This window comes from Streptacidiphilus sp. EB129 (assembly GCF_041262645.1).
Taxonomy (GTDB): Bacteria; Actinomycetota; Actinomycetes; order Streptomycetales; family Streptomycetaceae; genus Streptacidiphilus.
The window spans coordinates 1-21,178 of the sequence record NZ_JBGCCS010000008.1 but is presented as its reverse complement, the minus strand read 5'-3'; the positions used below and the strand labels follow the sequence as shown (position 1 = coordinate 21,178).

The window sequence follows — 21,178 nt, the reverse complement described above, 5'->3', positions numbered from 1 at the left end:
GCGGGGCGTGACGGGGGCGCGCGGCGAAGCTCGTGCCGGGGCATACAGGCACGTGCGCGTGGGCGCAGGTGCGCCCAGGCACGTGCATGCGGGCATGAGCGCGCAGACGCGTCGCCAAGCGCAGACGCAGGGCGCGCAGGCGTCAGAGCGCGCAGGCGTCGCTGTTGACGCTCTGCGTCGCGGTCGACCCGCTGTCGGCGTCGCTGCGGATCTCGTCCACCGTGAGCGCGTAGCCGGTCTGCGCGTCGTCGAGCGACTTCGCGAAGACCACCCCGTACACCTGGCCGCTGGGGGTCAGCAGCGGGCCACCGGAGTTGCCCTGGCGGACCGTCGAGCGGATCGCGTAGATGTCCCGGGTGACCGTGCCGCGGTGGTAGATGTCCGGGCCGCTGGCCTGGAGCCGTCCCCTGACCCTGGCGGCCTGGACGTTGAACGGGCCGTTCTCCGGGAACCCGGCCACGATCGCGTCCGAGCTGGGCTGGGCCTGTCCGGCGAACGCCAGCGGGGTGGCCTGCAGGCTGGGGACGTCGAGGACGGCGATGTCCCGCTTCCAGTCGTACAGCACCACCTTCGCCTCGTACACCCGGTCGCCGAGCTGCACGGTGGGGGCGGTGACGCCGCCGACCACGTGCGCGTTGGTCATCACGCGCTGCGGCGCGTAGACGAAGCCGGTGCCCTCGATGACCTTGCCGCAGCTGGAGGCGGTGCCCTGGACCTTGACGATGCTGCGGTGCGCCTGGACCACCGAGGCGCTGCCGGCCAGTGCCGGGTCGGGGGCCGGGACGTCGGTGATCGGCTCGTTCTGGAACGGGTTGAACACCTGCGGGAACCCGTTGCGGGCCAGCACCGAGGTGAATTCGGAGAACCATTCCGGCGCGTCGGACGGCAGCGCCTGCTGGACCCCGCCGAGCACCTTGGAGGTCCGTACCTCGTGCGAGACCGTGGGCAGCGAGGTGCCCGCCAGCGCGGAGCCCAGCAGCCAGGCCACCAGCAGCATCGCAACCACGTTCACCACCGCGCCGCCGGCCGCGTCCAGGATCCTGGCCCTGCTGCGGTCGATCGGGCCGCGCAGCTTCCAGCCCCAGTGCGTGGTGAAGGCCTGCCCGACCGAGGCGAAGACGATCACCACGATCACCGCGACGACCGAGGACACGGTTCCCGCCGAAAGGTGCTGGAGCAGCAGCGGAAGCAGCTGGACCGCTATCAGGCCGCCTCCGAGGAAGCCGATCAGCGAGAGCACGCCCACGACGAAGCCCTGCCGGTAGCCGGACACGGCGAAACCGACGGCGGCGGCGAGCAGCAGGATGTCGAGAACGTTCACGGCATCTTCCCGGGCAGGTAGTGGGGCATCGGTCCACCTTCCCACGGGACAGGGGACAGCCCGCCCGTCAGGGGCGGGCTTGTCTTCTTCTCACCTTTTCTCACGATCCCGCAGGCCGGATCGGTTCCCGAATGCCCGGTCTACGACCGCCTCGGGTCGTTACCGGCCAGCAGCGCCGCCTCGTCCGAGAACTCGATCACGCGGCTGGTGTCCCAGGGCTGCTCCAGGCCGCTGTGGTGCAGGATCCTGTCGATCACCCCGGCCGTGAAGCCCCAGACCAGCCGTCCCTCCACCAGGAAGGCCGGGCCGCGGAACCCGCTGGGGTGCCGCAGTTTGGCCCGCCGCTCCGGGTCGGCCAGCTCGGCGAGCGGCACCCGGAACACGGCCGCCACCTCGGCGGGGTCGCCCGGACCGACCGGGCTGGGGGTGTGCCACCAGCCCAGCACCGGGGTGACCACGAAGTTGCTGACCGGGATGTAGAGGTCCGGCAGCACGCCGAAGACCTGGACGCCGGCCGGGTCGAGCCCGGTCTCCTCCCAGGCTTCGCGCAGGGCCGCGTTCACCGGTCCGGCACCGCTCGGGTCACCGTCCTCCGGATCCAGGGCGCCGCCGGGGAAGGAGGGCTGCCCGGCGTGGGAGCGCAGCGAGCGGGCCCGCTCGATCAGCAGCAGGTCCGGAACGCCGTCCCCGGCCTGGGCGGGGACGCGGTCCCCAGCGTGACCGGTGCCGGCGTGGGCGGTGCCGGTCTGATCGGTGCCGGTCTGATCGGCGGTGGCCTCACCGAACAGCACCAGTACGGCGGACCGCCGCCCGCCCTCGGCCGGCGGCAGGAACCGGCTGAGCTGCTGCGGCTCCAGCCGCTCGGCCGCGTCGCGGATCGGGAGCAGCCAGCTCGGCAGACCGTCCCGGCGGATCTGCCCCGCCCCCGCCGCGCCCCGGGCCGCCCGAGCAGCCGCCGCGCCGCCGGCCGCGTGCCCCGCCCCGGCTTCGCCGCCGGTGGCGCCGGCGTTGGCCGTGTCACCGGCGGAAGCCGATTCGCCGCCGGCGGCCGTGCCGCTCTCCGTGCCCTGCTCCGCTGCCGTCATGCTCAGCCCTCCCCGTTCCCGGACACGCCCGTGAGCCGGGCCGCCGCCTCGCCCGGGTAGTCCGCCGGGGGCTTCAACCGCTGGCCCGGCTGACCGCCCTTCTCGTACTTCAGCAGCTTCTCGGCCTTCACCGGGTCGATCTCGCCCTCGCCGTAGGAGGGGCACAGCTCGGCGATCGGGCACGCGCCACAGGCCGGCCGCCGGGAGTGACAGATCCGTCGGCCGTGGAAGACCACCCGGTGCGACAGCATCGTCCACTCGCTCTTCGGGATCAGCTCCGCGACCTGCTGCTCGACCACCACCGGATCCTCCGACTCGGTCCAGCCGAAGCGCCGGGCCAGCCGGCCGAAGTGCGTGTCCACCGTGATGCCGGGCACCCCGAACACGTTCCCCAGGACCACGTTGGCGGTCTTGCGGCCGACGCCGGGGAGGGTGACCAGCTGCTCCAGCGTCTTCGGCACCTCACCCCCGAAGTCGTCCCGCAGCGCGGCCGACAGGCCCAGCAGCGCCTTCGCCTTGTTCCGGAAGAACCCGGTGGGCCGGATGATCTCCTCCAGCTCCTCGGGGTTCGCCTCGGCCATCTCCTGCGGCGTCGGGTACTTCGCGAACAGCGCCGGCGTCGTCTGGTTCACCCGCAGGTCGGTCGTCTGCGCCGACAGCACCGTCGCCACCAGCAGCTCGAACGGGTTCTCGAAGTCCAGCTCCGGATGCGCGTACGGATACACCTCCGCCAGCGCCCGATTGATCTTCCTCGCCTGCCGCACCAGGCCCGTGTGCGTAGGCGGCACCTTCGCCTTCTTCAACCCCGGCCCACCAGCAGCCACCGCATCGCCACTCTTCGCCATACCGGCCAGCCTAAGGCCCACCACCGACACCCCGACGCCAGATCCCACAGCGCGCACGCCGCGGCGGCGGAAGGCCGGCGGGCTGGTGTCGTTGCCGGGCGGGGGCGTGCGGAGGCGGGGAGAATGGGCGCGGACCGTCGAAGAAGGAGGACGCGATGACCGTCACGCTGCGGCTCGCGCAGAACCCGGACGCCGACGCGCTGCTCAGTCGCAGCCCGCTGGCGGCGCTGATCGGCATGCTGCTGGACCAGCAGGTCCCGATGGAGTGGGCGTTCTCCGGCCCCTACACCGTGCTGCAGCGCCTCGGCGGCAGCGATCTGGACGCCAGGCTGATCGCCGGATACGACCCCGAGGCGTTCGCGGCCGTGCTCTCCGACAAGCCCGCCGTGCACCGCTATCCGGGCTCGATGGCCAAGCGGGTGCAGCAGCTGTGCCAGTACCTGGTCGAGCACTACGACGGCGACGCGAGTGCGGTGTGGGCGGATGCCGGCACCGGCGCCGAGCTGCTCGCGCGCCTGGTCGAGCTGCCGGGCTTCGGCAAGCAGAAGGCACAGATCTTCCTGGCCCTGCTCGGCAAACAGTTCGGTGTGCGGCCCAAGGGCTGGCGGGAGGCGGCCGGGGCGTACGGCGAGAAGGACAGCTTCCGCTCGGTCGCGGACATCACCGGCCCGGAGTCCCTGGACAAGGTCCGCGCCTACAAGCAGGAGACGAAGCGCGCGGCCAAGGCTGCCAAGGAGTCCAAGGAGTCCAAGGCCTGACCGGCGGGCGGCGAGCGGCGGGTCGCGTCACAGGAGGTGTACTGAGCATTTTCGGCGAGCCGCAACTGCTGACAAATCGTCACAATATAGGGTCGGGCCATGTCCCAGCGCCGTCGCCTGGCATCCCGGCCGAGTCTCGCCGTCACGCTGCTGGCCGCCGCGTTGCTCGCCGCCTCCCTGGCGGTCACTCCGGTCGGCCCGCATCGGGCAGCCGCGTCGCGACCGCCCCACAGCGACTCGGCACCCGACGGCTCGGCCCCCGGCAGCTCGGGACCGGGCAGCTCGGGTCCGGGCGACCCGGCGCGGGGCACCGCCGCGCGCCGGGACGACGACCCGACCGTACTGCCACCCCATCCGGTGCCCGCCGGCGCCTTCGTCGGCTCCACCGAGTCGGACGACCGACTGGTCCAGTTCGCGTCCTGGCTGCACCTGCCGGACGTGCAGGTCGGGCACACCTACCTGCCGGGCAACTACTGGAGCGACATCGAGGGCAGCGTCGAACTGCTCGGCCCCTGGGCGCGCTGGCGGCTGGCCCGGCCGGACCGGATGCTGGTACTCGGCGTCCCGATGCAGCAGGACAACGAGGGCGGCCTGGACGACGACACCGTGCGCAGCCTGCTCAGCCAGGGCGCGGACGGCGGCTTCGACGACCACTTCCAGGAGCTGGCCCGGCGGCTGGTGGCCCTGGGCGCCACCGACACCGTGATCACCCTCGGCTGGGAGATGAACGGCGACACCTACTCCAGCCGCTGCCACCCCGATCCGGCCGCCTGGCGGGCCTACTGGCGTCGCATCGTCACCGTCATACGCAGCGTCCCCGGCCAGGCCTTCCGCTTCGACTTCGACCCCACCAGGGGCCAGGACGACAACCCCTGGACCGAGTGCTACCCGGGCGACGACGTCACCGACGTGATCGGCATGGACAGCTACGACATGGACCCCGGGCAGAGCTTCGACGACTTCGTGAGCCAGCCGTACGGACTGGAGCAGCAGGTCACCTTCGCCGAGGCGCACCACAAGCCGGTCTCCTACCCGGAGTGGGGGATGTTCCGGTACGGGGACGACCCGGAGTACGTCCGGCGGATGCTGATGTGGATGGCGACCCACAACACGCTGTACGAGACCATCACCGACTACTGCCCGCACGGTGTGTGGGAGTGCTCGTCGAACCCGATGGCCAGCACGGTCTACCGGTCCCTGCTGCTCCCCCTGCTCACCCCGACACCCACGCCCACGCCCAGTCCCACCCCGACGCCGGTACCCACGCCCACACCGGTTCCGACGCCGACAGCGACCCCGACGCCCACTCCGAGGCCCGTGCCGGTCCCCGTGCCCGTCCCGATCCCCGTGCCCGTGCCCGTCCCCGTGCCGGTCCCCACGCCGCCGGCCTCGGCCGCGCCCGTGCCGCTGTCCCCGGGGCTGCCGCCGTGCCACCACCGCCGCTCCGCCTCGCCCTGTGTCGAGCCCTCGACACTGACGGGTGCGACTTCACGGGAAACGCCGGTGCCGACGCCCAGCCATGCCCGATCATGGCGATGAGCACCCCTGTGAGTGCCTTCGCACGCACCCGCGTGCGAAGGGCGTGGTTCGATGAGCCACAATTGTTGTGATTGATCGCACTGTTTCCCGGTCGGGCATGATGGGGATCGCACCTCAAGCCTGCACGGCCGACAAGGAGGACCGAGTGGACGACGTTCTGCGGCGCGCCCCGCTCTTCACTGCCCTGGACGACGAGCAGGCTTCCGAGCTGCGTGCCTCCATGACGGAGACCACGCTCGCGCGCGGCGAGTCCCTGTTCCACGAGGGCGACCCCGGCGACCGGCTCTACGTCATCGTCGAGGGCAAGGTGAAGCTGCACCGCACTTCGGCTGACGGACGCGAGAACATGCTGGCCGTGGTCGGCCCCAGCGAGATGATCGGCGAGCTGTCGCTGTTCGACCCGGGACCGCGCACCGCCACCGCCTCCGCGCTGACCGAGGTGAAGCTGCTGGGCCTGGGCCACGGCGACCTGCAGCCGTGGCTGACGACGCGTCCCGAGGTGGCGATCTCGCTGCTCCGGGCCATCGCCCGACGCCTGCGCCGCACCAACGACGTGATGTCGGACCTGGTGTTCTCGGACGTGCCCGGCCGCGTGGCCAAGGCCCTGCTGGACCTGTCGCGCCGCTTCGGCGTGCAGTCCGACGAGGGCATCCACGTGGTGCACGACCTCACCCAGGAGGAGCTGGCGCAGCTCGTCGGCGCCTCCCGGGAGACCGTCAACAAGGCGCTGGCCGACTTCGCCGGCCGCGGCTGGCTGCGGCTGGAGGCCCGCGCGGTCATCCTGCTCGACGTCGAACGCCTGGCCCGTCGCTCGCGCTGACTCTCGACCGACCGGCGGAGCATCGTCACCCGTACGAGTGCCTTCGCCGTTCTGGCGCCGGGAACGTCGCATTTCCCCGGTGCGTGGGCTTCCGCTCACGCACCGGGGAAGTGCGATGTCTCCTCCGGCTCAGATTCTCCGGCGGCTCAGACCAGCCCGTGCTCGCCCAGATAGTCCAGCTGCGCCCGCACCGACCACTCCGCGGCCGGCCACAGCGCCCGGTCCACATCCGCGTACACGTGCGCGACGATGTCGGTCGGCGTGCGGAACCCGGCCTCCACCGCCGTCTCGACCTGCGCCAGGCGGGACGCCCGGTGCGCCAGGTAGTACTCCACCGTGCCGAGCGCATCGGCCAGCACCGGGCCGTGACCCGGCAGCACGGTGGACACCTGGCGCTCGGCGGCCAGCGTGCGCAGCCGGCGGAGCGAGTCCAGGTAGTCGCCCAGTCGGCCGTCCGGGTGGGCCACCACGGTGGTCCCCCGGCCGAGCACCGTGTCGCCCGTCAGCACCGCCCGGTCGGCGGGCAGTTGGAAGCAGAGCGAGTCCGAGGTGTGGCCCGGGGTGCCGATGATCCGGACTTCCAGGCCGCCGATCTCCAGCACCTGGCCGTCCCGCAGCCCCTCGTCCCCCAGCCGCAGTCCCGGGTCGAGCGCGCGGACACCGCTGCCGGACAGCTCCGCGAAGCGGGCCGCGCCCTCGGCGTGGTCGGGGTGGCCGTGCGTCAGCAGCGTCGCCGCGACCCGGCGCCCGGTCTGCTCCACGTGGTCGAGCACCGCGCGCAGATGGCCCTCGTCCAACGGCCCCGGATCGACCACCACGGCCTGCTCGGAACCCGGCTCGGCCAGCACCCAGGTGTTGGTGCCGTCCAGGGTCATCATCGAGGCGTTGGGGGCGAGCACGCAGAACGCCCGCGCGGTGGCCTGGCCGGCGATGGAGCTCATCGCCCGCCCCGCATGGTCAGTTCCGGATGGCCCGGCCAGGTGACGTGGGCCCGTCCGTCCTCGATCCAGGCCTCGGCCATGATCGGCGAGACGGTCCGCTGCCGGGCCGCCGCCAGCGCGTCCGTGGTGGTGGGGTGCGGCGCCAGCTCGCGCAGGGTGGTGATGGTCGGCGGCAGCATCAGGAACTCGCCGCTCTCGGCCCGCCGCACCGCCGCCCCCGGCGCCAGCCACTCCACCCGGTCCGCCTCGCCCGGGACCTCCGCCGTCCGCTGCCCGTCCGGCACCGCCGCCACGAAGAACCAGGTGTCGTAGCGGCGCTCCTCGAACTCCGGGGTGATCCAGCGGGCCCAGCCGCCCAGCAGGTCACTGCGCAGCACCAGCCCACGCCGGGTCAGGAACTCGGCGAAGGTCAGCTCGTGCGCCTCCAGCGCCGCCCGGTCGGCGCGCCACTCGGCGCCGCTGACATCCGCGACCACCGACGTCTCGTCAGCGCCCGCCAGCAGCACGCCGGACTCCTCGAAGGTCTCCCGCACCGCCGCGCTGACCACGGCCCGCGCCGTATCCGGCGCGCAACCCAGCCGCTCGCCCCACTCCTCGGCCGTCGGCCCGGCCCACCCGGTGGCGACGGCGCCGTCCCGCGGGTCGACTCCCCCGCCCGGGAACGCGTACATCCCGCCGGCGAACGCCATCGTCGCCCGTCGGCGCAGCAGATACGCCGCGGTGCCCTCCGGCGTGTCCCGGAGCAGCACCACCGTGGCGGCCAGCCGCGGCTCCACCGGAGTCAGCTCACCGCTCCGCAGCGCGGCGATGCGCTCGGCCCAGGACGGCGGCAGCGAAACCTTCTGATCACCCATGCCCCGGATGGTACGGGGAGGCCCGCGACAGAACCACAGCACGCAGGGCCCCGGCAGGCAGGGGCGGGGGCTGAGCCCCCGCCCCTGCCTGCCGACGCGAGTGCGCTATTTGCCGCTTACGCGACAGTGTCACTCTCCGCTGACGCGACTGCGTTATTCGCCGCTGACGCGGACCTGGATCTCCACCTCGACCGGCGCGTCCAGCGGCAGCACCGCGACACCGACCGCGCTGCGAGCATGCACCCCGGCCGCGCCGAGGACCTCGCCCAGCAGCTCGCTCGCGCCGTTGACGACGCCGGGCTGGCCGGTGAAGTCGGGGGCGGAGGCGACGAAGCCGACGACCTTCACGACCTGCTCGATCCGGTCCAGGTCACCGATGACGGACTTCACCGCGGCGAGGGCGTTCAGCGCGCAGATCCGCGCCTGCGCCTTGGCCTCCTCGGCGGTGACCTCCGCACCGACCTTGCCGGTCAGGGTCAGCTTTCCGCCGACCATCGGCAGCTGGCCCGAGGTCAGGACGAACTCGCCCGAGCGCACGGCCGGGACGTAGACCGCCACCGGCGGCGCCACCGGCGGCAGTTCGAGGCCCAGCTCGGCGAGCCTGGCCTCCACCTTTCCGAGGCCGCCCATCAGGACTTCTCCCGCTTCAGGTAGGCGACGAGCTGCTCCGGGTTGTTCGGGCCCGGCACTACCTGGACGAGCTCCCAGCCGTCCTCGCCCCAGGTGTCCAGGATCTGCTTCGTCGCGTGCACCAGCAGCGGCACGGTCACGTATTCCCACTTGGTCATGGGTGGACTCTAACGGTTCGCCAGGGTGGGCACCCGCTTGTGATCTGCAACACAAAGGGGTGCAAACCGCTCCTCCGTGTCCGGCGACGCCCGACACCCGGCGCGGCTGCTGGTTACGCTCGCCAGAAGGCCCATCCGACTTTCCATCGATTCCGCCGGACCAGACCCGTCGGCCCCGGACACAGCAGACACGACACAGCGGACGGAGACGCATCCATGCCGGACTGGGAGGGCGTGCGACTGCACGTCGTCAGCGGCAAGGGCGGGACGGGGAAGACGACCGTCGCCGCCGCGCTGGCGATGGCGCTCGCCGCCGAGGGCAAGCGCACCCTGCTGATCGAGGTCGAGGAGCGGCAGGGCATCGCCGAGCTCTTCGGCATCTCCGCGCTGCCCTACGAGGAGCGCAAGGTCGCCAGTGTCGGCCCGGGAGCTCTCGGCCGCAGCATGTCCAAGCAGGGTGCCCGCGAGGGCGAGGTGTTCGCGCTCGCCATCGACATCGAGCAGGCCCTGCTCGAGTACCTGGAGATGTTCTACAAGCTCGGCCGCGCCGGGAAGGCGCTGCGCAAGGTCGGCTTCATCGACTTCGCCACCACCATCGCCCCCGGCCTGCGCGACGTCCTGCTGACCGGCAAGGCCTGCGAGGCGGTCCGCCGCAAGGGCCCTGACGGACGACGGGTGTACGACGCGGTGGTGATGGACGCGCCGCCGACCGGGCGGGTCAGCCGATTCCTCAACATCAACACCGAGGTCGCCGGGCTGGCCAGGTTCGGGCCGATCTTCACCCAGTCGCAGGCCGTCATGCGGGTGATCCAGTCCCCGGAGACCGCGGTCCACCTGGTGACGCTGCTGGAGGAGATGCCGGTGCAGGAGACCGTGGACGGCGTGGCCGAGCTGCGCGCCGCCGGGCTGCCGGTCGGCGGGGTGTTCGTCACCATGGTGCGTCCGCCGATGCTGGACGAGGCCGCGGTCCTCGCCGCCGACGGGGACGATCACCGTGAGGAGCTGGGCCTGCTGCTGGCCGAGGCGGGCGTGGGCGCCCGTCCCGGCAGCCGGGCCAGGAAGACCGTGCCCGCGGCGACCAGGAAGCTGGTCGAGCCGCTGCTGGAACAGGGCCGGGAGCATGCCGCGCGAGTGCTGCTGGAGCGCGAGCAGCGCACCGACGTCCTCGCGCTGGACCTGCCGACGTACGAACTGCCGCTGCTCAGCGGCGGGGTGGACCTGAGCGGGCTGTACCGTCTGGCGGCGGTGCTCAAGGAGGAGGGGGCCGCGTGACCACGGCGAAGAACGACGACCCGCTGGCCGCCGTCCGGCTGGACGTGGACGCGCTGATCGACGACCCGGCGACGGCGATCATCGTCTGCTGCGGCTCGGGCGGGGTCGGCAAGACCACCACGGCCGCGGCGCTCGGGCTGCGCGCCGCCGAGCGCGGACGGAAGGTGGTCGTGCTGACCATCGACCCGGCCCGACGGCTGGCGCAGTCGATGGGCCTGACCGAGCTGGACAACACCCCGCGCCTGGTCAAGGGCATCTCCTCGGCGCAGGGCGGCGGCGAGCTGCAGGCGATGATGCTGGATATGAAGCGGACCTTCGACGAGGTCGTGCTCGCCCACGCGGACCCGGAACGGGCCCGGCAGATCATGGAGAACCCGTTCTACCAATCGCTGTCCTCGGGCTTCGCGGGCACCCAGGAGTACATGGCGATGGAGAAGCTGGGCCAGCTCCAGGCCAGCGGCGACTGGGACCTGATCGTGGTGGACACCCCGCCGAGCCGCTCCGCCCTGGACTTCCTGGACGCCCCCAACCGGCTCGGCTCCTTCCTCGACGGGACGCTGATCCGGGTACTGATGGCGCCGGCGAAGGTCGGCGGGCGCAGCGCGATGCGGTTCCTGAACGTGGGGATGACCATGTTCACCGGCGTCCTCAGCAAGGTCCTCGGGGCGAACGTGCTGCGCGACGCCTCGACCTTCGTCGCGGCCATGGACTCGATGTTCGGGGGCTTCCGCGAGCGCGCGGACCGCACCTACCAGTTGCTGCAGGCCCCCGGGACGGCGTTCCTGGTGGTGGCGGCACCGGAGCGGGACGCACTGCGCGAGGCGGCCTACTTCGTGGACCGGCTGGAGACCGACCGGATGCCGCTGGCCGGCCTGGTGCTGAACCGGGTGCACCGGACCGGCGCTCCGCAGCTGACCGCCGAACGGGCGCTGGCGGCGGCGGAGACCCTGGAGAGCACCGACACGTCTGACGACGAGGCAGACACCACCGCCCTCGCGCCGGAGTCGGAGCTGCTCGCGGCGGGGCTGCTGCGGCTGCACGCCGACCGGATGCGGACGATCACGCACGAGCGGCGGATGCGCGACCGGTTCGTCTCGGTGTATCCGGACGTGCCGGTGGTGGAGGTGCCGGCGCTGGCCGGAGACGTGCACGACCTGGAGGGTCTGCGCGAGATCGGGGAGCGGCTCGGGGCAGGCTGACCACCGGGGTGAGCACGGGGCCTGCGGCGCAGCACGGGGTCCGCCGCGTAGCACGGCAGTCCGGTGCAGCGGTCCAGAACGGTGCAGCGGTCCAGCACAGCGACCCGGTCCATCACAGCGACCCGGTGCAGCGCTCCAGCGCGCAGGCCGGAGCGGCCCGCGGGTCCGGCCTGACCAAACTCAACGTGCGGCGAACTCACCAGAGGTGAACCCTCCGCACCGATGGCCGGATCGCGCGGGACGTGCTCGCGTCAACTATCTGCGTCGACCGCGCCTACTACGTCAACTTCGTTCCCAGTTCGCCCCCGCGGAGATTCAGCCCGCCTCGGCGAAGTCCGCAGCGGTGAGATCCGCGATCGAGAACGTCTGTTCGTACTCGGTCCGCGCGGTCTCCAGTAGCTTCCGCCAGGAGATCACCGTGGGCCGACGACGGAGCAGGGCTCTGCGCTCGCGCTCCGTCATCCCCCCCCACACGCCGAACTCCACGCGGTTGTCGAGGGCATCTGCCAGGCATTCCGTCCGCACCGGGCACCCGGTGCACACTGCCTTGGCGCGGTTCTGCGCCGCCCCCTGAACGAACAGTTCGTCCGGATCACTGGTGCGGCAGGCAGCCTGCGCACTCCAGTCGTCAACCCAGCCCATGCTGGTGCCGTCCTCTCCCGAATCGAGGCTCCCCCACGGCGGCAACGGCATATTCGCTGTTGCCAGTTGAGGACGTTACGGAAGAAGAGCAGGTTGCAACAGCCCCCTGGGGCCCAATCCTGTATGGCCCGTTCGGACTATGCGTGCGGAATAGATCACCCAGTGGAGTGACCGCAGGTAGGAGGGCTGGACAGGCTTCGGGGACCTGTGTTCCCTGGTTCCAGCGGCGCGAGTTCCTGGCATATGCCCGCGATCCGGACAGATCTCATCACCCACAAGAGTGAGATCAGGGAGCGCACAGCAACTTGTCGCAAGCTTGTGACAAGAGTAGGCGAACAGATGCCCGCCTGTCCGGCTAACGGCCACGTAAGGTTCTGCCCATGGCAGCGAAGCGCTCTGGTTCCCCCCTCCGCAATGTCGGCCTCGGTGTACGCCTGCTCGGCGCAAGCGTGCTGGCCGGCACCCTGGTCGCGGGGTTGTGCCTGCCCGCAGTCGGTGCTCTGGGGCTCAGCGCGAAGTCAGCGGCGAGCGACTTCAACAACATCCCGGACGACTTCACCGCGCCCCCGCTGTCGGAGGCCTCGACCATCTTCGACGCCAACGGCGGCGTGATCGCCAAGGTCTACTCGCGCGACCGCACCGTGGTCCCGCTGAGCCAGATCGCGCCGGTCATGCGCAGCGCACTCGTCGACATCGAGGACAACCGCTTCTACCAGCACGGCGCGATCGACCTGAAGGGCACGCTGCGCGCGCTCACCAAGAACGCCGGCTCCAGCGGCGTCTCCCAGGGCGGATCGACGCTGACCCAGCAGTACGTCAAGAACGTCTTCGTGGAGGAGGCCGGCAACGACCAGGCCAAGGTCCTCGAAGCGCAGCGGCAGACCTTCGGCCGCAAGATCCAGGAGCTGAAGTACGCGATCAAGCTTGAGGAGACGCTGTCGAAGGACCAGATCCTCACCGACTACCTGAACATCACGTTCTTCGGTGAGCAGGCCTACGGCATCGAGGCCGCCTCGGAGCGGTACTTCAGCGTCCACGCCAGCCAGCTGAGCATCCCGCAGGCGGCCCTGCTGGCCGGCATGGTGCAGTCGCCGACCGGCTACGACCCCATCGCGTTCCCGATCGCGGCGAAGACCCGCCGGGACCAGGTCCTCGACGACATGGCGAAGTACGGCACCATCACCGTCGACCAGGCCACCGCCGCGAAGGCCACCCCGCTGAACCTCAAGGTGAGCCGCCCGCAGGAGGGCTGCATCACCGCGAAGAACGGCGAGGGCTTCTTCTGCGACTACGTGCAGCACATCGTCCTCAACGACCCGGCCTTCGGCGCCACCGCGCAGGCGCGGCAGGCGCTCTGGGACCAGGGCGGCCTGGCGATCCACACCACGATCGACCCGAAGGACCAGGCGGCGCTGCAGAAGTCGGTCACCAATCACGTCTATGCGAGCGACAAGGCCGCGACGGCGATGACCATGGTCCAGCCGGGCACCGGCAAGATCCTGGCCATGGGCCAGAGCCGCCCCTACGGCCCCGGTGACCACCAGACCGAGCTGAACTACAACGTGGACCGCTCGATGGGCGGCGGCAACGGCTTCCCGACCGGCTCCAACTTCAAGCCGGTCACCGCCGCAGCGGCGCTGGAGAACGGCATCGGCATGGGCCAGGTCTACGCCTCGCCGTACCAGGACGACTACCCGGAGATGAAGGACTGCGCCGGGGAGACGGAAGCTCAGGTCTCCGGGGACCAGAACGACAGCGTCACGCTGCACGGCCCGTTCAACATGCCGACCGCCATGGCCAAGTCGGTGAACACCTACTTCGTCGCACTGGAGGCCCAGACCGGGCTCTGCAACGTGGTCCGGATGGCGCAGAAGCTGGGCCTGTCCAACACCGCCGTGATGGACGGCAAGACCGGCAAGCTGGTCCCGCTCAAGCAGGTCCAGTCGCTGACCCTGGGCGTCAACAACCTGACCCCGCTGCAGATGGCCAACGTCTACGCGACCTTCGCCGCCGACGGGCTCTACTGCTCGCCCACCGCGATCACCTCGGTCATGACCAGCTCGAACAAGAGCCTGCCGGTGCCCCAGGCCAACTGCAACCAGGCGATGTCGCAGACCACCGCCCAGTCCGTGACCAGCATGCTGAAGGGCGTGGTCTCGGACGGCGGTACCGCCAACAACATCAGCATCGGCTACGACGACGCCGGTAAGACCGGTACCACCGACTCGCACCTGCAGGTCTGGTTCACCGGCTTCACCAAGCAGATCTCCGCCTCCACCGTGGTCAGCGAGACCAAGGCCCCGCTGGAGTCGCTCAGCGGCCAGACCATCGGCGGCCAGTACGTCGGCACCGCCTTCGGCAGCACGCTGGCCGGTCCGATCTGGCAGGACGCGATGGCCGGGGCGCTGTCCGGCGCCTCCAACATCAACCTGGACACGGTCCCGCTGCCGGCGCCCGTCGCCGCCACCCCGGCCAAGGGCACCACCGGCGGCGCCACGGCCGGAGCCACCGCCGGTGCGGCCGGCGGCGCCAACGGCGGCCCCGGCAACCCGACGACCGGCGGCGGCATCATCGCCGGCCTGATCGGCGGCCCCGGCGGAGGCAAGGGCGGCAAGACCGGCGGCCACTGACGCCGCCGGCAGGTTCGCACAGCAGCAGACGGGAGGGGCGCGGGGCCAGGTTCGATGAACCCGGCCCCACGCCCCTCCCGTCTCATCCGCACCCACCCCGCGCGCACCGCGCCGCGTGCGGCACATCCGTCCGTACGAGCCCCATGCATCGCGCCGCGTGCGTCAGGTTCCGTCCGTACGCGCCGCTGCGCCGCACCGAAGGGCGGGCGCCGCGCGGCCCGTGCGCCGTCCCCCGGGCTTCCCGCTCCGGGCGGAGGCGGAGGCCCTACCCCGCCAGGGCCTGCTTCACCGCGGCGGCCACCCGGCCGCCCTCGGCCAGCCCGGCGACCTTCGGGTTCACCAGCTTCATGACCGCACCCATCGCCCGCGGCCCCTCGGCCCCGTCCGCCTTCGCGGTCGCGACCGCCTCCGCGACGATCGCGGTCAGCTCGTCGTCGGTCAGCTGCTTGGGCAGGTACGCGGCCAGGATCTCGCCCTCCGCGCGCTCCCGCGCCGCCGACTCCGGGCGACCGCCCTGCTCGAAGGCCTCAGCCGCCTCCCGGCGCTTCTTGGCCTCGCGGGTGATCACCTTGAGCACCTCCTCGTCGGAGAGCTGGCGCGCCACCTTGCCGGCCACCTCCTCGTTGGTGATCGCCGACAGGGTGAGCCGGATGGTGCCGGAGCGCAGTTCGTCCCTGGCCCGGATCGAGGCCGTGAGGTCCTCCTGCAGCTGCTTCTTGAGCGTCGTGGTCATGGGCGCAAGTCTCGCATCCCAGGTATCGCCGTGCCCGCCATTAACCCGCCCCCGGCCCGCCATCAACCCTCCCGCACCCACTCTGCGACGATGGTGCAATGCGACCGCTCTACGCCGTACCCCTGGGAATCGCCGCGACCGGCGCGGCTTGCGTGGCCTATGCCGCCGGATACGAGGTGCGGTCGTTCCGGCTGCGCCGGGTCAGCGTCCCGGTGCTGCCCGTCGGGGCGCGGCCGCTGCGGGTACTGCAGCTGTCGGACATTCACATGGTCAACGGCCAGGGCAAGAAGCAGCAGTGGCTGCGCGACCTCGCCGCGCTCCGGCCCGACCTGGTGATCAACACCGGCGACAACCTCTCCGACCCGGAGGCCGTCCCGCAGACCCTGGACGCTCTCGGGCCGCTGCTGGACTTCCCCGGCGCCTACGTCTTCGGCTCGAACGACTACTACGGCCCGGTACCGAAGAGCCCCACCCGCTACCTCGGCGCGATGCTGACCGGCGACCACGGCATGAACCGCGCGGACGGGACCGCCCGGCGCGGCGTCACCGGCGCGATCCACAACCCGTGGGAGGAACTGCGCGACGGCTTCGACCGGGCGGGCTGGCTGAACCTCACCAACGCCCGCGGCCGGCTCAAGATCGAGGACCTGGACCTGGACTTCGCCGGCGTGGACGACCCGCACATCCGCCGCGACCGCTACGCGGAGATCGCGGGCGGGCCCGACCAGGCCGCCGACGTCTCGATCGGCGTGGTCCACGCACCGTACCTGCGGGTGCTGGACGCGTTCACGGCCGACCGCTACCCACTGGTGCTGGCAGGCCACACGCACGGCGGGCAGCTGTGCGTCCCGTTCTACGGTGCGCTGGTGACCAACTGCGACATCGACCGACGCCGGGTCAAGGGCCTCTCCCGCCACTCGGCCGGCGGCCAGCGCTCGTACCTGCACGTCTCGGCCGGCTGCGGCACCAACCGCTACACCCCGATCCGCTTCGCCTGCCCGCCCGAGGCCACCCTGCTCACCCTCACCGCCCGCGAACGCTGAGCCCGGCGGGGCCGACCGGCCGGCCCCGCCGGTCGGTCCGCCCGCGCGGGCCGGTCGGGGCGACCGGGTCCCGCACCGCCGGGCCAAGCCCGCCCGCGGTCGGCGAACACACCGGCGGTCGCCAGACGCACCCCGCCCAGCACCGGAATCCCCGATCCCCTCCGCGCGGCTCAGCGCCGAGCGGCTCAGTTCCGAGCGGCTCAGCCCTGCGGCCGCAGCCAGCCGTGCTGGCCAGCGGTGTCCACCGCGACCTTCAGCAGGCGCTCGATCGCCGGCGACCGGTTCAGCCCGCGCGTGATCAGGTGCACCTCGACCGCCGCGGCCGGCTCCAGCGGCAGCCAGACCAGGCCGGCCGGAAGCCCGACCCGACCGGTCTCGCCGACGATGGTGACCGCCGCACCCGAGGCGACCGGGGTGTAGGAGGCGTCGAAGTCGAGTCCACGGACCAGAACCTCGGGCTTGGCCCCGGCCTGCGCGCAGATGTCCATCAGCTGGTCGTAGTGGCCGGGGTTGTGGTCCCTGGCGTGGAGCAGCAGCTTCAGACCGTCCAGGTCGGCGGGGTTCACCGACGTGGCGGACCCCTGCGCCAGCGGGTGGTCGCGGCCGACGATCACGCCCTGGCGCTCCAGCCTCAGCAGCGTGAGCGCCAGCTCCTGCTGCGGCGGAGCACAGCGCACCAGCCCGACGTCCAGGGTTCCGGCGGCGACCCCGTTGACGATGTCGGTGAAGGACATCACCCGTGCCGACACCTCGATCCCCGGCGCCTCCTCGCTCATGGCGAGCAGCAGCTGCGGGGCCGTGTCATAGCCCGCGCTCATGCCGTAGCCGAGGCTGACACTCCCGAGCCGGCCGTCCGCGAAGGCCCGCACGCCGCGCCAGAGGCTGTCCGCGGCCTCCAGCAGCGCCGGACCACGCTCCATCAGCATCCGCCCGGCCTCGGTGGGCTCCACCTTGTGGGTGGTACGGCTCAGCAGCTCCACCCCCAACTCCCGCTCCAACTCCCGAACCTGGCGGCTCAGAGCGGGCTGGGCGATGTGCAGCCGCTCGGCGGCGCGAGTGAAGTTCCGCTCCTCGGCGACGGCGAGGAAGTAACGCAGGCGACGCAGCTCCGACATGCGCCCATCCTAGGCGCGCGGTCATGCCGTGACGGCATGGACGGATGAGAAACAGGTCTTTCCCTCCACCGTGCACCCCTCGATAGATTTCCTGATGTCGGCAGAAATGGATGACACAAGGGGCGAGAAATGAACACCACGGAAATCAGCCGGACCGCTGCAGTCGAAACCGTCGTGCGGAACTACGTCGACGCGATCGCCGGAGGCCGCATCGAGGACGCGAAGGCGCTGTTCGCCACGGACGCGAGCTGGACGCTGATCGGCAGCCTGCCGATGTCCGGCACCTGGCACGGCCACAAGGGGATCTTCGAGGACTTCCTCGGCCTGGCCTTCGCCCGGATCGACGCCACCGACCTGGACCTGGTCACCACCAGCCTGATCGCCGCCGGGGACACGGTGGTGGTGGAGTGGGAGTCCCACGCCGGCGTGATCGGCGGCGGCCGCTACGACCAGCACTGCATCGGCGTCTTCACGGTCCGCGACGGGCTGATCACCTCCGTCCGCGAGTACTTCGACACCGACCACGCCCGCACCGTCCTCTTCCCCGCCGCCTGACCGCCCGAGTCCCGCACCGCAGGAATTCCACCCCACCAGCGCCGCCGATCGCGCCGCGGAATTCCCCACCCCACGGCTCCCCGCACCGCCGGAGCACGGACCGGCCATTCCCACCGCCCCAGCCCAGCCACCGGCACCCAGCCATCCCACCCCGGGAACCCGGGCCCCCGATGCCCGCCCGGCACCCACCTCACCCGTCCGCTCCTCCGCCGGACGCCGACGGCACACCGGCCAGCCCCCGGACGCCGCTCGCTCACCCCTCCCCCACCCCTGACCAGCACCACCTCCCACGCCCCAGCCGAAACCGGATTTCGTCCCACGGCTCGGGTCCGCTAGAGTAATCCTCGTTGCACCGGGGTGTGGCGCAGCTTGGTAGCGCGCTTCGTTCGGGACGAAGAGGCCGTGGGTTCAAATCCCGCCACCCCGACCCAGGTCAGGGCCCCTGTCGAGATCATCGACAGGGGCCCTGCTCGTTCCCGGGAGCCGAACGGGGAACCGTCGGGCTTTCGCTCAGCTCTCCAAGGTAGATCCAGTCGCCGTCGATGAACTCGGCGCAGCACTCCATGGGTGGTCTCCTAGGCTTCTTCAAGCAGCGGGATTGTTCAGGTTGGCATGAGGGCTGTTCAGGGCAGGCCTCTTGCAGTTGTGCTGTGGGAATGCCGCGCCCGGCGGCTAGGTTGTGGGGCCGGTGGCGCAGGCGTAGTGCCGCGCGGCGGGATTGGGGGCGCTATGGGCTCGGGATGGCTAGTACTGGCGGTCGAGGACGACGATCGGACGCACGGGAGCAACGGGGGTTACGACGACCAGCCGGACAGGCACTACAGCTGGGACAGCACGGTGCCGAACCACGCCAGGCTGGCGGCGGGGGACGTGATCGCCCTGTGGGACAAGCGGGCGCTGCTGGGGGTGTCCGTGATCGACTCGATCACTGTGGGCAACGCGGTCAAGGACCGGTACTCCTGCCCGGTATGCGGGAAGGCGGACATCAAACGGCGCAAGACCAGGCGGCCGGTCTACCGCTGCGACTGCGGGGCGGAGTTCGACCGGCCCGTCACCACACCGACGCCGGTGACGACCTATCGGTCGGACCACGAGGCCGCATGGGTTGACCTGGCCGGCGCCGTCGACGGTCCCACCCTGCGTGCCCTGTGCGACTCGCCCGACTCACAGCACAGCTTGCGCCCGATGCGCTGGGACCGGCTGCGCACTGCACTGGAGGACGCCGGCGCGGGCGTGCCGACGAGCATCGTCGAGAACACCCTGGCCCAGATCGTCGGCGGGCACCGCCTGGCCACCACCCGGGCCCGGATCGGGCAGGGCCAGTTCCGCCGACGGCTCCTGGCCGAGCAGGGCGAGGTCTGCGCGTTCACCGGGCCAGCCCCGGCCGCTGCCCTGGAGGCGGCGCACCTGTACAGCTATGCCTCCCTTGCCCAGCACGACCAGGACGGCGGCCTGCTGCTGCGCCGGGACGTCCACAGCCTGTTCGACCTGGGGTACCTCGCGGTGGACCCGCAGCCCCTGGTCCTGGACGTCGTGCCGCAGGTGCGGAACTTCCCGCTGTACGCGGGACTGCACGGAGCACCCGTGGCCGTCCGCCTCTCCAGGGGCCAGCGGGCATGGCTGGCAGACCACTGGGCCCTGCACCGCACCAGCACCGCCTGACCAGCAGCGGCCTTCTGCTCCACTCCTGGTCACGCTGCATCCATGAGGGTCAGCGTCCTGCACTACTCCCACCGCAATCGCCGTCTCCAACGGCCGGGCCACTGACAGGGTTTGCCCGGGGATATGCTCGCCGGCTATGGACTGGCTGGAGCGCGCCGCGCGGTTGAGGCAGTGGACCGGGAACGGGGTCCGGGCTCCGCACAAGCCTCTGTTGTTCCTCTACGCGCTTGGCTGTTTCCAGCGGGACCCCGACGGCGAACTGGCCTACAGCGCGGTGGAGCAGGACCTGAAGCAATTGCTCACCGAGTACGGCCCGACAAACCGCACGACTCCCGCCTACCCGTTCCACCACCTGCAGAGCGACGGCGTCTGGGAGGTGGACACGAATAGCGGTCCCGGCAGCCCCGGCAGCGGGGTCCTCGAACTGCGCGCCACCGGCGCGAAGGGTCGGCTCGCCGCAGACTTGAGATCGGCCATCCGGCGCGACCCTTTCCTGCTCGGGCGCCTGGCGAGGGTCCTCCTGGACCTGCACTTCCCACCTTCACTCCACGGTGAACTGTGCGACGCGGTGGGCCTGGAGCTGGAACTGACCGAGACGCCGCTACGACCGCACATGGCCGGGCGCCGGCGGCGGGACGGACGGATGCGGGAGCTGGTACTGACCGCCTACGAGTACCAGTGTGCCTTCTGCGGTTACGACGGCCGCATCGGGACTATGCCAGTCGGACTGGAAGCTGCCCACGTGCGCTGGTGGGCGTTCGAAGGCCCGGACGAGATCGACAACGCTCTTTGTCTGTGCTCGCTCCACCACAAGCTCTTCGACAAGGGTGTCCTCGGCCTCAACGCCGAGCACCGCATCATGGTCTCCCAACAGTTCGTCAGCCGCAGTCCGACCGCCGTCACGCAGGTGCTGTCGCTCACCGATCAACCGCTCACCGGACCGCAGCCCGGGATAAGCCCGATCTCGGCGCACCACCGCGCATGGCACACCAGCCAGGTCTTCCACGGCGCTCCACGGGTCAGGGTGGAGCGGTAGTCCACCTCTCCCGTTCAAGTGGGTAAGGAAGCTGGAGATAGGGCGTGCAAGGCAGCGATCGTGGCGTTTGATCTCGAATCGCCAACTCCCAGCCATGCGATCACCAGCGCCACACTAGTGACGTAGTGTTCGAACACCGAACACCCGAGCATCGTTGCTCAAGTGGGGAGACTTGATGTCCTCGTGGCTCTTGACCTGCAACCCTGCGGCCTTCAACATCACGAACTTCCGCAGAGACGGGCGTGGGGGCTTCCCCCCAATCGGTGGACATCACGGACACTGGATCTCGTGGATTCAGAGGAAGAGATGGCACCGATGGTGCACAAGTACTACTCAGCGG

20 protein-coding genes and 1 tRNA gene are annotated in these 21,178 nt (G+C 71.1%); 11 read left to right on the top strand and 10 right to left on the bottom strand.

Going from position 1 to position 21,178, the window contains the following annotated elements; translation table 11 throughout:
• Positions 1–142: 142 nt before the first annotated feature.
• From ABH925_RS12340 to nth, 3 genes are all read right to left on the bottom strand, one after another.
• On the bottom strand, positions 143–1,321 hold the full coding sequence (locus tag ABH925_RS12340) for a MarP family serine protease (RefSeq protein WP_370147473.1): 1,179 nt from the start codon (positions 1,319–1,321) through the stop codon (positions 143–145).
• Between the two features lie 140 nt (positions 1,322–1,461).
• Positions 1,462–2,406, bottom strand: a complete 945-nt coding sequence (locus ABH925_RS12335; RefSeq protein WP_370147472.1) for a CoA pyrophosphatase — start codon at positions 2,404–2,406, stop codon at positions 1,462–1,464.
• 2 nt (positions 2,407–2,408) lie between these two features.
• Positions 2,409–3,251 (bottom strand): endonuclease III, encoded by an 843-nt coding sequence (nth, locus tag ABH925_RS12330; RefSeq protein WP_370147471.1) that lies wholly within the window; start codon positions 3,249–3,251, stop codon positions 2,409–2,411.
• 155 nt (positions 3,252–3,406) lie between these two features.
• On the opposite strand from nth, the gene ABH925_RS12325 reads away from it, so the two are divergent.
• The 3 genes from ABH925_RS12325 (at position 3,407) to ABH925_RS12315 (ending at position 6,368) form a co-directional block, all read left to right on the top strand.
• Entirely contained in the window at positions 3,407–4,009 is a 603-nt protein-coding gene (locus ABH925_RS12325) for an HhH-GPD-type base excision DNA repair protein (protein WP_370147470.1), read from the top strand.
• Positions 4,010–4,108: 99 nt separating this feature from the next.
• Positions 4,109–5,548, top strand: coding sequence for a glycoside hydrolase family 26 protein (locus ABH925_RS12320; RefSeq protein ID WP_370147469.1), 1,440 nt, complete (start codon positions 4,109–4,111; stop codon positions 5,546–5,548).
• 145 nt (positions 5,549–5,693) lie between these two features.
• Positions 5,694–6,368: a Crp/Fnr family transcriptional regulator gene (locus tag ABH925_RS12315; protein ID WP_370147467.1), complete on the top strand. Its 675-nt coding sequence runs from the start codon at positions 5,694–5,696 to the stop codon at positions 6,366–6,368.
• A gap of 146 nt (positions 6,369–6,514) precedes the next feature.
• On the opposite strand, the gene ABH925_RS12310 is transcribed toward ABH925_RS12315, so the two are convergent.
• From ABH925_RS12310 to ABH925_RS12295, 4 genes are all read right to left on the bottom strand, one after another.
• Positions 6,515–7,309, bottom strand: a complete 795-nt coding sequence (locus ABH925_RS12310) for an MBL fold metallo-hydrolase (protein ID WP_370147466.1) — start codon at positions 7,307–7,309, stop codon at positions 6,515–6,517.
• Complete coding sequence (locus ABH925_RS12305) at positions 7,306–8,163, bottom strand: NUDIX hydrolase (protein ID WP_370147465.1); 858 nt, start codon at positions 8,161–8,163, stop codon at positions 7,306–7,308. The genes ABH925_RS12310 and ABH925_RS12305 overlap by 4 nt, the downstream gene beginning before the upstream one ends.
• A gap of 153 nt (positions 8,164–8,316) precedes the next feature.
• Positions 8,317–8,793: a RidA family protein gene (locus tag ABH925_RS12300; RefSeq protein ID WP_370147464.1), complete on the bottom strand. Its 477-nt coding sequence runs from the start codon at positions 8,791–8,793 to the stop codon at positions 8,317–8,319.
• Entirely contained in the window at positions 8,793–8,951 is a 159-nt protein-coding gene (locus ABH925_RS12295; RefSeq protein ID WP_095874066.1) for a DUF4177 domain-containing protein, read from the bottom strand. The genes ABH925_RS12300 and ABH925_RS12295 overlap by 1 nt, the downstream gene beginning before the upstream one ends.
• 216 nt (positions 8,952–9,167) lie before the next feature.
• Here ABH925_RS12295 and ABH925_RS12290 point away from each other — a divergent pair, with 216 nt between their 5' ends.
• Both ABH925_RS12290 and ABH925_RS12285 read left to right on the top strand, forming a co-directional pair.
• The gene (locus ABH925_RS12290) at positions 9,168–10,223 is read left to right on the top strand and encodes an ArsA-related P-loop ATPase (RefSeq protein ID WP_370147462.1); all 1,056 of its coding nucleotides are present in this window, start codon (positions 9,168–9,170) and stop codon (positions 10,221–10,223) included.
• Positions 10,220–11,422, top strand: coding sequence for an ArsA family ATPase (locus tag ABH925_RS12285; RefSeq protein WP_370147460.1), 1,203 nt, complete (start codon positions 10,220–10,222; stop codon positions 11,420–11,422). Before ABH925_RS12290 ends, ABH925_RS12285 begins: the two co-directional genes overlap by 4 nt.
• A gap of 315 nt (positions 11,423–11,737) precedes the next feature.
• On the opposite strand, the gene ABH925_RS12280 is transcribed toward ABH925_RS12285, so the two are convergent.
• Positions 11,738–12,064, bottom strand: a complete 327-nt coding sequence (locus ABH925_RS12280) for a WhiB family transcriptional regulator (RefSeq protein ID WP_370147724.1) — start codon at positions 12,062–12,064, stop codon at positions 11,738–11,740.
• Positions 12,065–12,444: 380 nt separating this feature from the next.
• Here ABH925_RS12280 and ABH925_RS12275 point away from each other — a divergent pair, with 380 nt between their 5' ends.
• Positions 12,445–14,694: a transglycosylase domain-containing protein gene (locus ABH925_RS12275; protein WP_370147459.1), complete on the top strand. Its 2,250-nt coding sequence runs from the start codon at positions 12,445–12,447 to the stop codon at positions 14,692–14,694.
• A gap of 265 nt (positions 14,695–14,959) precedes the next feature.
• On the opposite strand, the gene ABH925_RS12270 is transcribed toward ABH925_RS12275, so the two are convergent.
• Positions 14,960–15,427, bottom strand: a complete 468-nt coding sequence (locus tag ABH925_RS12270) for a GatB/YqeY domain-containing protein (protein WP_370147458.1) — start codon at positions 15,425–15,427, stop codon at positions 14,960–14,962.
• A gap of 98 nt (positions 15,428–15,525) precedes the next feature.
• On the opposite strand from ABH925_RS12270, the gene ABH925_RS12265 reads away from it, so the two are divergent.
• A complete protein-coding gene (locus ABH925_RS12265) occupies positions 15,526–16,470 on the top strand; it encodes a metallophosphoesterase (RefSeq protein ID WP_370147457.1) in 945 nt (314 codons plus the stop codon).
• 200 nt (positions 16,471–16,670) lie between these two features.
• On the opposite strand, the gene ABH925_RS12260 is transcribed toward ABH925_RS12265, so the two are convergent.
• On the bottom strand, positions 16,671–17,585 hold the full coding sequence (locus ABH925_RS12260; RefSeq protein ID WP_370147456.1) for a LysR family transcriptional regulator: 915 nt from the start codon (positions 17,583–17,585) through the stop codon (positions 16,671–16,673).
• 129 nt (positions 17,586–17,714) lie between these two features.
• Between ABH925_RS12260 and ABH925_RS12255 the strand changes: the two genes are divergently transcribed.
• The 4 genes from ABH925_RS12255 (at position 17,715) to ABH925_RS12240 (ending at position 20,838) form a co-directional block, all read left to right on the top strand.
• Positions 17,715–18,140 carry a nuclear transport factor 2 family protein gene (locus ABH925_RS12255; protein WP_370147455.1) on the top strand — a complete coding sequence of 142 codons (426 nt, stop codon included), beginning with the start codon at positions 17,715–17,717 and terminating at the stop codon, positions 18,138–18,140.
• 353 nt (positions 18,141–18,493) lie between these two features.
• Positions 18,494–18,567, top strand: a tRNA-Pro gene (locus ABH925_RS12250).
• A gap of 302 nt (positions 18,568–18,869) precedes the next feature.
• Positions 18,870–19,802, top strand: a complete 933-nt coding sequence (locus ABH925_RS12245; protein WP_370147454.1) for an HNH endonuclease — start codon at positions 18,870–18,872, stop codon at positions 19,800–19,802.
• A gap of 136 nt (positions 19,803–19,938) precedes the next feature.
• Positions 19,939–20,838: a phosphorothioated DNA-binding restriction endonuclease gene (locus ABH925_RS12240; protein ID WP_370147453.1), complete on the top strand. Its 900-nt coding sequence runs from the start codon at positions 19,939–19,941 to the stop codon at positions 20,836–20,838.
• The last annotated feature ends 340 nt before the right edge of the window (positions 20,839–21,178 follow it).